A 12,042-nucleotide genomic window follows, 5' to 3' on the forward strand; every position below is an offset into this window, starting at 1 on the left:
CGACCGCACCAACTACCAAGCAAAGATCACCATCACGATCATCACCGAGTTGACACGCGCCCCATAAGCCCTAACTTCCCGGCATTGGGGTTAGTGGCGGTGGGACTGTTGGGTTATTTCCTGTGGGGTTGCCGCTCGGTTCAGGAAGATCAGTTCGTCCATGCGGCAGTTGCACGGGTTTCGTTCGACGGTGTTCTGCGGGAAGCTGCCGCCGATCTTGATGCCGCGCGGGTCGTTCGCCGTCGTCAGGTCCGGTTCCGGGTCGCCTTCGACCAGCCACGGGTCGCCGGTGACCGTGTAGAAGCCGTCGAGCGCGCGGCCGTTGCGGTACAGCGCCATCTCGCCCGTGTCGTAGTCGAACGTCGCCGCCAGGTGCACCCACTGACCTGGCGGCAGGATCTCCTGCCACGGCGCCGACGCCGCGAACGTCTGCGACGAACCGCCGTCCACCCGCCTGCCCAGCGCGACCACCTTCAGCTCGCCGTTCACGTTGATGACCTCGAGCAGCGCGCGCACCGCGTGCCCGTCGGAGTCACCGGTGAGCACACCCGCCAGCCCGATCGCGTTGTAGCGGTCGGCCGGGTCCGCGGTCACCGTGTTCGGGCTCGGGTTGACCCCGGTCGTCTTGAACCAGCCCATCACCGTGATCTCGCGGGCCGCGTTGAACGCGCGCAGCGACGGCACCCCGGTCGGCGAGTACACGCCCGCCTTCCAGTCGTCATTGCTCGCGACGTCGGAGTTCTGCCCGGTCTGCAGAGCGTGCCGGAACCCGTCCCACACCCGCGGCGCGCCGTTGACCAGCCACAGGTCCGTGCCCGACCGGCCACGGTCCCGCTCGACCGCGCCACCCGACGCCGGGTGCTCGAAGTCGTAGTAGGCCACCAGGTTCCCCGCGAGCGACGGGACCACGCCCGGGCGGTGACCCGACCCCGCGGAGGTGGCGGAGGCGGGCACCGTGCCGGACAGCGTCGCGGCCATCGCGACGCACGACAGTCCGATCAACAGTCGGCGCATGGCGGTCACGCCGCCGAGCCGATGACGCGGAAGTCCCGTGCCCGGCCGACGTTGTCGAACGACCCGAACCCGGTCCGGCCCGCGTCGAAGGTGCGGTCGACGGCCGTCATGAGCAGCTTCCCGTCCACCCGGACCGCGATCTCGCCGCTGTCCGCGCAGTGGGTGACGCTCACGTCGTGCCAGGCCGCGTCGGTGACCGCGGGCGGCGCACCGCGCGACATGACCTCGCTCCACTGGTCGTCGATCCGCAGCCGGTCGGCGTTGTTCACCACGAAGATCCCGTTGTGCGGGTAGATCGTGTTGTCGGTCGACAGGTGCGCGTAGTAGAACTCCGTGTCCGAGCGGTACCCGAACACGACGATCACGTCGCGGTTCGTCACCTCGACCGGCGTGTCCAGCCGGACCTGCGAGTCGATGCGGACGTTGCCGAACTCCGGGCCCTTGTCCAGCACCGCGTACTCGAACGGCCTGCGCGGTCCCGGCCGGGCCGCGCCCGCCTCGGCCAGGATCACGTCGTCACCGCGGAACCGCCACTTGTCCGGGGTCACCGGCGCCCACGAGTCGGCGCCACCGGAACCGCTGACCCGGGTGTGTCCGGTCGCGCAGCTCGCGAACCGCTGGGTGCCGGTCACCTTGTAGACCTTGCCGTCGGCCTTCGCGACGAGGTACAGCTCGCCGCGCCGGTCCTGGCCGAACCGCAGGTCGACGCGCGTGTGGCCGACGAGCTGCCGGAAGTCGGTCCGCTGGCCGTTCGCGTAGACCTGGAACTCGTGGATCGTCGCCATCGGCCTGCCGCGGCGCATCTCGCTCGCCTCGGTGTAGAAGATCCGGCCGTCGACGAGGTCGGTGAACACGTACTTCCCGCGCAGTTCGGGGATGCCGCCGCGGTAGACGAATCCACCGCTGATCGCGTGGCCCGAGTCGGAGCACAGCGGGTGCCCCGGCGGCGGGTTGTGGTCGAACGCGGCGACCGGGTAGGTGTAGCCGTACTGCTCGTCGTCCGCCGGTAGCGGGTACACGGAGCACTGCGGATCGTTGCGCTTGTAGAGGAACGGCCCTTCGCGGTCGCTCCAGCCGTAGTTGTCGCCTGCCTTCACCTCGTACACCGCCTCGACGCGGTGCTCACCGATGTGGCCGAGGTACATCCGGCCGGTCGCCCGGTCCCAGCTGAAACGGTGCGGGTCACGCATGCCGCTGGCGTAGATCTCCTGCACCACCCCGGCCTGACCCGCGTACGGGTTGTCGCGTGGGATGCCGAACTGGCCGCCGGTGCCGTTCGTGCCCGCCGGGTTGATCCGCAGGATCTTGCCGTACGGGTTGGTGCGCAGCAGCGGTTCGGTCGTCGACGCGCCCTGGCCGCCGTCGCCGGAGGCGATGTAGAGCACGCCGTGGTCACGGCTTCCCGGCCGTGCGTACGGGTTGAAGTCGATCTGCTGGATGGCGTGGACCTGGCGGGCCTCCGCGATGCGCATGATCTGGCGGTGGGTGCCGGAGAACGTGTCGGCCGACGGGTCGGTCGCGGTCCATTCGGTGACGATGGAGTGCAGGAACGGCGTCGCGGAGTGCGACGGCCAGGTCGTCGGCTTGGTGAGCCCGGCTCCGTTCTCGGTGTGCACCGTGTAGAACTTGCCGTTGCGCTCGAAGTCCGGGTGGAAGGTGATGAACCCGGAGCCGCTGCCGAGGCCGCGACCGGAGAAGAAGTCCGGGAACCGCGCCTTGATGTCGAGGTAGACGTGCTGGGTGCCGTGGTCCAGCAGGTACATGGTGCCGTTGAGGTCGGGCACGTACAGGCGGCCGGAGCCGTCCGGCACCTCGCCGAGGAAGTTGATCCGGTTGTGCCGGATGAGGCGCGGGTCCGGCGGCGGGTCCGGCGGCGGTGGCGTCAGCTGGGACTGGGGCAGCTGCGCGAACTCGGCGACCGTGAGCCCGAGGTTCGAGGGGACGGGATCCGGCAGGGGGTCTTGGATGGGTTCGTCGGCCTGTGCCGCCGCGATGGGTGGCACCGCAAGGCCGGCCGCGACCACCACACCGGCGATCGCCACCAGCCACCGTCTGGGATTCGACATATCCGCCCACTTCCGTGTGGGTTCGACGTGGTCGGGAAAGCGCTTTCCGGCAAGCGCTTTCCTGACCCTACCGACGGATTCCGCCCGCACGCAAGGCTCCGCTGTCCCCGATCGCGCACGTCCCCGATCGGTCAATTTCGGACAGGTTCGATCAGCCTCGGGGCGGTTTCGGGTTAGATTCGTCCCGTGTTCGCCGCCGAACGTCGCCAGCGCATCCTCGACCTCGTCCGGTCAAGCGGGGCCATCTCCCTGCGTGAGCTGGCGCGGCAGGTCGAGACGTCAGAAGTCACGGTGCGCAGGGATCTGCGCGCACTGGCCGCACAGGGCCTGCTCGACCGGCACCACGGCGGCGCGGCGTTACCGGGCGGCCTGTCCCACGAGCCGACGTACTCGGAGAAAGCGCTGGTCGCGGCCGACGCGAAGGCCGCGATCGCCGCGATGGCAGCGGAGCTGGTGAGCGACGGCGACGCGATCGTGGTCGGCGCGGGCACGACGACGCAAGCGTTCGCGGCCAGGCTGACCAGGCACAACGAGTTGACGGTGGTGACCAACTCGCTGTTGGTGGCGACGGGTCTGGCGGGCGCGCGAGGCGTGGACGTGGTGGTGACGGGCGGTTCGCTGCGGGGGTCGATCCACGCGTTGGTGGGCGGCACGACGGAGCAGGCGCTGGCGACGGTGCAGGGCACGCGGGCGTTCATCTCGGGCAACGGCCTCACGGCGGCGCGCGGGTTGTCGACCCCGAACCTGACCGTGGCGGGCGTGGACCGGGCGCTGGCCGCGGCGGCGGACGAGGTGGTCGTGCTGGCGGACCACACGAAGATCGGCACGGAAGCGCTGTTGCAGACGGTGGCTCCGGAGGACATCCAGCACGTGGTCACGGACGACGCGTCGGACCCGGCGGAACTGGACGCGCTGCGGGAACTGGGCATCACGGTCCACGTGGCGGCGACAGCGGCGAACGCCTCGTAGGGAGGCGCGACCCCCTGACCGCCCGACCGCCCGTGTGATGCGGGCGCCGGCCCACGACCGATCGGTCACCTGCCGAAACCCGGCCAACACAGCCAAGTTCACCCGAAATCGCTGTAACGCCCGCCCCCAGGACGTAACGACGGCCCCCACCACTCCCGGGGGCTCCCCGCTGGCCAGTCTACCGGTGCCTGCCGACAGTGGGGGCGATGTTGATCTTGCCTGTGGACAAATGTTCGGGCTGTGGACAAACTGCGCGGCTTTGCGAAGTCTTGACAGATAAGTTTCGGTTGTGACTGAATTTGATCGGCTAGGTCGCCGGCTAGGGCGCGACCTCTGATCGGCCAGGAGAGTGCCAATGGCGGCATCCCGTTCACTTCGCCCTGTTCGTCTCGCCGGCATCGCCGCGTTGGCCGCGGCTCTCACGCTTGCCGGCTGCACCAAGTCGGAGGACTCCGGCGGAGGCAGCACACAAGGCACGGGCGGTGCACAGGTCGCGCAGGAAGGCAGCGACAGCGGCCCCACCTGCTCACTCGAGCAGTACGGCGGCGAGAAGCTCGACCTCAAGAACGCGATCGTCGGGTTCTCGCAGTCGGAGAAGGAAGCCAACCCGTTCCGGATCGCGGAGACGCAGTCGATCAAGGACGAGGCGCAGAAGCTGGGGGTCAAGCAACTGCTGACCACCAACGCGAACTCGCAGCTGTCGAAGCAGATCTCCGACATCCAGGACATGATCAACAAGGGTGCGCAGGCCCTGATCGTGGCGCCGCTGAACTCCGACGGGCTCGAGCCCGCGCTGCAGGCGGCACGGGACAAGAACATCCCCGTGCTGACCATCGACCGGAAGGTCAACTCCGAGCCCTGCAAGGACTACGTCGCCTTCCTCGGCTCCAACTTCGTCGAGCAGGGCAAGCGCGCGGCCCAGGAGATGGCGAAGGCCATGGGCAACAAGGGCAAGGTCGCGATCCTGCTCGGGTCGTCCGGCAACAACGTCACCACCGACCGCACCAACGGCTTCGTCGACGAACTGAAGAGCATCGCGCCGGACATCGAGATCGCCGCCCAGCAGACCGGTGACTTCGCCCGCGACAAGGGTCAGCAGGTCATGGAACAGCTGATCCAGGCCCAGCCCGACCTGACCGGTGTCTACGCCGAGAACGACGAGATGGCGCTCGGCGCGCTGGTGGCGCTGAAGTCCGCGGGCAAGACGCCCGGCACCGACATCCACGTCGTCTCGATCGACGGCACCCGCAACGCCGTGCAGAAGATCGTCGACGGCGAGATGTACGCGGTCGTCGAGTCCAACCCGCGCTTCGGCCCGCTGGCCTTCGAGACCCTGCAGAAGTTCCTCAACGGCGAGGCCGTGTCCCAGAACGTCGTCATCAGCGACAAGCTGTACGGCAAGGACAACGCCGCCGCCGAGGTCTCGAACGCGTACTGATGGCGCCCGTACTGTCCGCGACAGCGGTCGGCAAGCGGTTTCCCGGCGTCGTCGCGCTGTCCGAGGTCGACCTCGAACTGGCGCCCGGCGAGGTGCACGCGCTGGTCGGCGAGAACGGCGCCGGGAAGTCGACGCTGATCAAGGTGCTGACCGGCGTGTACACCCCGGACGGCGGCACGCTGACCTACCTGGGCGAGCCGGTTTCCTTCGGCTCGCCCATGGCGGCCCAGGACGCCGGCATCGCGACCGTGTACCAGGAGGTCAACCTGGTACCGCTGCAGTCGGTCGCGAGCAACCTGTTCCTCGGGCGCGAACCCAGGACCCGGTTCGGGCTCGTGGACTTCCGCGCCATGCGCGACCAGGCGCGGCGGCTGCTGTCCTCCTACGGCATCGACGTCGACGTCAGCCGTCCACTCAGGACACTGGGGATGGGTGTGCAGCAGATGGTGGCCGTCGCGCGTGCGGCGGCCACGAAGGCGCGGGTCGTGATCCTCGACGAGCCGACCTCCTCACTCGAACCCCGTGAGGTCGACACGCTCTTCGGGATCGTCGAGGCGCTCAAGGCCGACGGGGTCGCGGTGCTGTACGTGAGCCACCGGCTCGACGAGCTGTACCGGATCTGCGACCGCGTCACCGTCCTGCGTGACGGCCGACGCGTCCACACCGGACCGATGGCGGACCTGCCGCGCCTGCGGCTGGTCGCGCTCATGCTCGGCCGCGACCTGGAGGAGGTCCGGCGCGAGGGCGCGACGAAGTTCGAGGGCGAGCACACCGCGGCCACCACCGGCCCCGTGCTCGCCGCGACCGGGCTGACCGCCAAGCACCGCCTCGACGGCGTGGACGTCACCGTCCGCCCCGGCGAGATCGTCGGGCTCGGCGGCCTTCTCGGCGCGGGCCGCAGCGAGACCGCGATGGCGATCGCCGGGGCGCTGCCGCTCGACGGCGGCGAGATCACCGTGGCAGGCAAGCGTTTGCGCACCGGTTCGGTCGCCGCGGCGATGCGGGCCGGGGTCGTGATGCTGCCGGAGGACCGCAAGGCCGACGGCATCCTGCCCGACCTGTCCGTGCGGGAGAACATCGTGCTCGCGGCGCTCCCCCGCCTGTCCCGCACGGGTGTCGTGTCGCGCAGGCGGCAGGACGCGATCGTGGACACGTTCATGAAACGCCTGCGCATCAAGGCGTCCAGCCCGGACCAGCGGGTCGGCGACCTGTCCGGCGGCAACCAGCAGAAGGTGCTGCTGGCCCGGCTGTTGTGCACGGAACCGAAGGTGCTGCTGCTCGACGAACCGACGCGCGGCATCGACGTCGGCGCGAAGGCCGAGGTACAGGGGCTGGTCGACGAACTGGCCGCCGAGGGGCTCGGCGTGGTGCTGATCTCGTCGGAGTTCGACGAGGTGATCGAGGGTTCCGACTCGATCGTCGTGTTGCGGGAGGGCCGCGTGGTCACCGAACTGCACGGCGCGGACGTCAACGAGGCCGCGCTGCTGTCCGCGCTCGCGGAGGAGCCCGCCGATGACTGACACGACGACGACAGACCCGCGGGCACCGTCCGCGAAGAAGAAGGACACGCGGATCTGGTTGCGGGACAACGGCGTCTACGTCGCGATCGCCGTGCTCGTGGTCTACAACCTGGTGTTCACGGACAACTTCGCGACCGTCGCGAACCTGAACACGCAGCTCGTGCAGGTCGCGCCCGTACTCATCGTCGCACTCGGCATGGCGCTCGTGATCGGCACCGAGGGCGTGGACCTGTCGGTGGGCTCGGTCATGGCGATCGCCGCCGCGATCCTGCCGCTCTACCTGGGGTACGGGCTCGTCCCGGCGATCGCGCTCGCCCTGGTGGCGGGTGCGGTGTGCGGGATGGCGAACGGGACGCTCGTCGCGGTCGTCGGCATCCAGCCGATCGTCGCGACGCTCGCGCTGCTGGTCGGCGGGCGCGGGCTCGCGCTGGTGTTCGCCGACGGCCAGCTCAAGGACATCCGCAACCCCGAGCTGCTGGAACTGGGCGCGGGCAAGGCGCTCGGCGTCCCGTACGTCGTGCTGATCGCCGCCGCGCTGGCCGTGTTGGTGTGGCTGCTCGTCCGGTACACCACGTTCGGCCGCCAGCTGGTCGCGATCGGCGGCAACCGGTCGGCCAGCGAGCTGGCCGGCCTGCCCGTGCGGCGCGTGCTGATGCTGACGTACGTGATCGCCGGCGTGCTCGCGGCCGTCGCCGGTGTGCTGGCGACGGCCCGGCTCACCGCGTCCGACCCGTCCGCGATCGGCAACCTGTTCGAGCTGTCCGCGATCACCGCGGTCGTGGTCGGCGGCACGCCGCTGTCCGGCGGCCGGGTGCGGATCCTCGGCACGGTCGCGGGCGCGGTGCTGATGCAGATGATCACAGCGACGCTGATCAAGCACGACCTGCCCGACTCGACCGCGCAGATCGTGCAGGCCGCGATCATCGTCGTCGCGGTCTACCTGCAGCGCTCCCGATCGGGTGGTGGATCATGACGACCACTGAGGCACCGGTGGCCGAGTCCGTCGCGACCAACCGGACGACCAGGCGGGAACGCGTCGCGAGCCTCGTGCAGCGCCGCGGGTCGATCGTGGTGCTGGCACTCGTGGTGCTGATCGCGTCGTTCTCGTTCGACTCGTTCGCCACCCTCGGCAACGCCCAGAACATCGCGATGCAGAGCTCCTTCCTCGCGATCGTCGCGCTGGGCATGACGTTCGTGATCATCTCCGGCGGCATCGACCTGTCCGTGGGCTCGGTGTACGCGCTCGGCGGCGTGCTCGCCGCGTACGGCATCCAGTGGGGCAGCCTCGTCGGGTTGCTCCTGCCGCTGGTGGTGTGCGGCGCGATCGGGCTGCTCAACGGCTGGCTCGTGGCGTACGGGCGGCTCGCGCCGTTCATCGTCACCCTCGCCACGCTGCTCGGCGCGCGCGGCCTGCTGCTCGCGATCACCGACGAGGGCTCGGAGACCCGGCTGATGCCGCGCGAGGACTGGCTGACGAAGATCGGCCAGGGCACGTTCCTCGGGCTGGGCATCCCGGTGTGGATCACCGTCGTGCTGTTCGCGATCGGGATGCTCGTGTTGCAGCGCACCAGGTTCGGCCACGCGACGTTCGCGATCGGCGGCAGCCGTGAGGCCGCCACGCTCATGGGTCTCCCCGTCGCCCGCAACACGATGCTGCTGTACCTGGGCAGCGGGGTGTGCGCGGGTCTCGCGGGCGCGCTGGCCGCCGCCTACTCCGCGTCCGGCGTCACGATCGTCGGCGAGGGCCTCGAACTGGACGCGATCGCGGCCGTCGTCATCGGCGGCACGCTGCTGACCGGCGGCGCGGGCACCGTCGCGGGCACCCTCGCCGGTGTCCTGCTGCTGCGCGTCATCCAGAACGTCATCAACCAGATCGGCACCCTTTCCTCCCACTACCAGTCGGTGGTGAGCGGCGCGTTCCTCGCCGTCGTCGTCGCCGTACAGGCATATCTGTCCCGCGCGTCAAGATAAGGAGGTCATCCGTGTCTCGAAGAGCGCTCGCCCTCGTGGCGGCGTCCTTGGTCGCGGCTGCGCTGGCCCCAGCGCTGCCCGCGGCCGCGGACCCCGTGTGGCAGCCAGGAACCCCGCCCCTCACGACCCCGTGGACCCACCTCGTCGGTCCCGACAACGCCCTGCCCGAATACCCCCGTCCCCAGCTGACCCGTCCGGAGTGGAAGAACCTCAACGGTGTCTGGGAGTTCGCCGGTGCCGCCGAGGGTGAGGCACCGCCGATCGGCGAGTCACTCGACGAACGCATCCTGGTGCCCTACCCGGTGGAGTCGGCGCTGTCCGGCATCCAGCGCACCGAGGAACGCATGTGGTACCGCCGCACGTTCGACGTGCCGGCGAAATGGCATGGGCAGCGGCTGATCCTGAACTTCGGCGCGGTCGACTACGACACGCGGGTGTGGGTCAACGGCAAGCAGGTCACCACGCACCGCGGTGGCTACGACTCGTTCTCCGTGGACATCACGTCCGCGCTGAGGTCCCGCGGCAGCCAGGAGATCGTGGTCGGTGTCGAGGACCTCACCGACCGGACGTGGCAGCCGGTCGGCAAGCAGCGGCAGGTGCCCGACCGCGGCATCTTCTACACCGGCAGCTCGGGTATCTGGCAGACGGTGTGGCTGGAACCCGTGCGGTCCCGGCACGTCACCAAGCTCGACATGACGCCGAAGCTCGCCGACAGCACGCTGCGGCTGACCGCGCGCTCGAACATCGAGGGCACGGTCGAGGCCGTCGCGTACGACAAGGGCCAGGTCGTCGGTCGGGTCCGCGGGCCGGCGAACCAGGAGCTGAAGGTGCCGGTGCCGAACGCGAAGCTGTGGTCGCCGGACTCGCCGTTCCTGTACGACCTCAAGGTGACGCTGTACGACGGCCGCATGAGGGTCGACGAGGTCGGCTCGTACTTCGGCATGCGGGAGATCGGCACGAAGCCCGGCGCCGACGGCAAGCTGCGCATGACGCTGAACGGCGAGATCCTCTTCCACATGTCCACACTGGACCAGGGTTTCTGGCCGGACGGCATCCACACCGCCCCCACCGACGCGGCGCTGAAGTTCGACCTGGAGCAGCACAAGGTGCTCGGCTTCAACACGGTCCGCAAGCACATCAAGGTCGAGCCCGACCGCTGGTACTACCACGCCGACAAGCTCGGTCTGCTGGTGTGGCAGGACATGCCGTCGATGAAAACGTCGAACGAGGAGGCGCCGCCCCCCGCGCGCACCCAGTTCGAACGTGAGCTGCGCACGATGGTGGAACAGCACAAGAGCTGGACGTCCATCGTGGTGTGGGTGCCGTTCAACGAGGGCTGGGGCGAGTGGTCCCAGCAGGACACGGGCCGCATCGCCGACGACGTGAAGGCGCAGGACCCGAGCCGTCTCGTCAACGCGCACAGCGGCGTGAACTGCTGTGCCTCCCACGGTGACTCGGGCCGCGGCGACATGATCGACCACCACGCGTACGTGGGCCCGGCGACCCCGTCGCCGGACGGGCGGCGCGTGTCGGCCGACGGTGAGCACGGCGGCTTCGGTCTCGAGGTCGACGGCCACATGTGGTTCGGCGAGGGCCACGCGTACGAGATGACGCCCGACTCCGCGACGCTGACCCGCCGGTACGTGGAGAACCAGGAGGACGTGCTCACCTCGGCGCAGCGGTGCGGCATCTCCGGCGCGATCTACACGCAGATCACCGACGTCGAGCACGAGGTCAACGGCTTCTTCACCTACGACAGGCAGGTGGAGAAGATGGACTTCGCGCAGGTCAGGGCGATCAACGAGAAGATCATCCGGGAGGCGGACGGGTCAGGTGCCGGCGCCGAGCCGCCACCGCCGGGCACGCCGGGCGCGGACGGGATCGCGTACTACCCGTTCAGCGAGGGCACCGGTACCACGACAGCCGACGAGGTCGGCGACCAGGACGCGACGCTGGTGAACGGTCCGGTGTGGACGACCGGCAAGAACGGCAACGGCCTGCAGTTCAACGGCGCCAACACCTACGTGGACACCGGCGCGTCGCTGGTGAACACCGCGATCGGCAACTACTCGGTGGCCGCGTGGGTGAAGCTGGACAGCCTCGGCGGGTTCGCCACCGCGGTCAGCCAGGACGGCGACACCAACAGCGCGTACTTCCTGCAGTACTCGGGGCAGGACAACCGGTTCGCGTTCAGCTTCGTCGGGGTCCGGGCGCTCGCGCCGGCGCCGCCGAACACCGGCCAGTGGTACCACCTGGTGGGTGTGCGGGACGTGGCGACGGGTTCCGTGAAGCTGTACGTGGACGGCCAGCTCGCGGGCTCGGCGTCCGCGTGCGTCGGCACGGCCGGTAACGGCAACACCGTGATCGGGCGCGCCAAGTACGGCGGCAACCAGGTCGACTTCTGGCGTGGCGGCATCGACCAGGTGCACGTCTACGACCGGGCGCTGACCGACGCCGAGGTCACGCAGCTGTACTCGTCCGGACGGTGATTCGCTCCGCGCCGGCCGTGGCCCCCACCGCGGCCGGCGCGGACCCTCCGGTAGCGATCCTGCCACGCACCGTGACCTGGTGCGTTAGCCTCCGACGCATGGCAAACCCGTTCGACGGCCTCGACCCGGACGCCGTACTCGAGCAGCTGCGCAGGCAGGCGGAGGACCTGGAGACCAAGGCCGCCCAGCTACGCACGGAACTGACCAACGCGACGGCGAAGGCCACCTCCCCGGACGGCGCAGTGACGGTCACCCTGTCGCCGACGGGCGCGCTGCAGAACATCACGTTCACCGCCGCCGCGTCGAAGGTCCCGCCGGAGAAGCTCGGCCCACTGGTCATGCGGACCGTGCAGGCGGCGCAGCTCACGGTCTCCGAACGCGTCAGCGCGTCCCTCACCGACCAGTTCGGCGGCACCGAGACCATGGACTTCATCACCCAGTTCATGCCGAAACCCCAACCGCCCCCCACCCGCCGCGCCCACGACGAGGACGAGGACGGCGCGATCCTCCGCAAACGCAAGGGCGGCAGACCCCAGTCAGGCCCCGACAACGGCGGCGGCCTGCTGCGCTGAGAG

At 69.6% G+C, this 12,042-nt stretch carries 9 protein-coding genes; 7 read left to right on the plus strand and 2 right to left on the minus strand.

Translation table 11 applies throughout. The annotated features are described in order from the left end of the window. Positions 1-90: 90 nt before the first annotated feature. Both ACIBVP_RS41335 and ACIBVP_RS41340 read right to left on the minus strand, forming a co-directional pair. Positions 91-1,014, minus strand: coding sequence for a LamG-like jellyroll fold domain-containing protein (locus tag ACIBVP_RS41335; RefSeq protein ID WP_396112049.1), 924 nt, complete (start codon positions 1,012-1,014; stop codon positions 91-93). A gap of 5 nt (positions 1,015-1,019) precedes the next feature. Beyond that, entirely contained in the window at positions 1,020-3,080 is a 2,061-nt protein-coding gene (locus ACIBVP_RS41340; RefSeq protein ID WP_396112050.1) for a PQQ-dependent sugar dehydrogenase, read from the minus strand. Between the two features lie 186 nt (positions 3,081-3,266). Here ACIBVP_RS41340 and ACIBVP_RS41345 point away from each other — a divergent pair, with 186 nt between their 5' ends. From ACIBVP_RS41345 to ACIBVP_RS41375, 7 genes are all read left to right on the plus strand, one after another. Continuing rightward, complete coding sequence (locus ACIBVP_RS41345; protein WP_396112051.1) at positions 3,267-4,049, plus strand: DeoR/GlpR family DNA-binding transcription regulator; 783 nt, start codon at positions 3,267-3,269, stop codon at positions 4,047-4,049. A gap of 355 nt (positions 4,050-4,404) precedes the next feature. Further along, on the plus strand, positions 4,405-5,487 hold the full coding sequence (locus tag ACIBVP_RS41350; RefSeq protein WP_396112052.1) for an ABC transporter substrate-binding protein: 1,083 nt from the start codon (positions 4,405-4,407) through the stop codon (positions 5,485-5,487). After that, complete coding sequence (locus ACIBVP_RS41355; RefSeq protein WP_396112053.1) at positions 5,487-7,007, plus strand: sugar ABC transporter ATP-binding protein; 1,521 nt, start codon at positions 5,487-5,489, stop codon at positions 7,005-7,007. Before ACIBVP_RS41350 ends, ACIBVP_RS41355 begins: the two co-directional genes overlap by 1 nt. Beyond that, positions 7,000-7,980 (plus strand): ABC transporter permease, encoded by a 981-nt coding sequence (locus ACIBVP_RS41360; RefSeq protein WP_396112054.1) that lies wholly within the window; start codon positions 7,000-7,002, stop codon positions 7,978-7,980. The genes ACIBVP_RS41355 and ACIBVP_RS41360 overlap by 8 nt, the downstream gene beginning before the upstream one ends. Next, the gene (locus tag ACIBVP_RS41365; RefSeq protein ID WP_396112055.1) at positions 7,977-8,978 is read left to right on the plus strand and encodes an ABC transporter permease; all 1,002 of its coding nucleotides are present in this window, start codon (positions 7,977-7,979) and stop codon (positions 8,976-8,978) included. Before ACIBVP_RS41360 ends, ACIBVP_RS41365 begins: the two co-directional genes overlap by 4 nt. Before the next feature lie 11 nt (positions 8,979-8,989). Continuing rightward, entirely contained in the window at positions 8,990-11,467 is a 2,478-nt protein-coding gene (locus ACIBVP_RS41370) for a LamG-like jellyroll fold domain-containing protein (protein ID WP_396112056.1), read from the plus strand. A gap of 98 nt (positions 11,468-11,565) precedes the next feature. Beyond that, complete coding sequence (locus ACIBVP_RS41375; RefSeq protein WP_396112057.1) at positions 11,566-12,039, plus strand: YbaB/EbfC family nucleoid-associated protein; 474 nt, start codon at positions 11,566-11,568, stop codon at positions 12,037-12,039. Positions 12,040-12,042 lie beyond the last annotated feature (3 nt).

It is taken from the genome of Actinophytocola sp. NPDC049390 (assembly GCF_044466355.1).
In the GTDB taxonomy this organism is placed as follows: domain Bacteria; phylum Actinomycetota; class Actinomycetes; order Mycobacteriales; family Pseudonocardiaceae; genus Actinophytocola.

Bases quoted from the DNA above. Each gene is read 5' to 3' on its own strand.
- ACIBVP_RS41335 (WP_396112049.1), bottom strand. From the start codon at position 1,014: ATGCGCCGACTGTTGATCGGACTGTCGTGCGTCGCGATGGCCGCGACG.
- ACIBVP_RS41340 (WP_396112050.1), bottom strand. From the start codon at position 3,080: ATGTCGAATCCCAGACGGTGGCTGGTGGCGATCGCCGGTGTGGTGGTC.
- ACIBVP_RS41350 (WP_396112052.1), top strand. From the start codon at position 4,405: ATGGCGGCATCCCGTTCACTTCGCCCTGTTCGTCTCGCCGGCATCGCC.
- ACIBVP_RS41355 (WP_396112053.1), top strand. From the start codon at position 5,487: ATGGCGCCCGTACTGTCCGCGACAGCGGTCGGCAAGCGGTTTCCCGGC.
- ACIBVP_RS41360 (WP_396112054.1), top strand. From the start codon at position 7,000: ATGACTGACACGACGACGACAGACCCGCGGGCACCGTCCGCGAAGAAG.
- ACIBVP_RS41365 (WP_396112055.1), top strand. From the start codon at position 7,977: ATGACGACCACTGAGGCACCGGTGGCCGAGTCCGTCGCGACCAACCGG.
- ACIBVP_RS41375 (WP_396112057.1), top strand. From the start codon at position 11,566: ATGGCAAACCCGTTCGACGGCCTCGACCCGGACGCCGTACTCGAGCAG.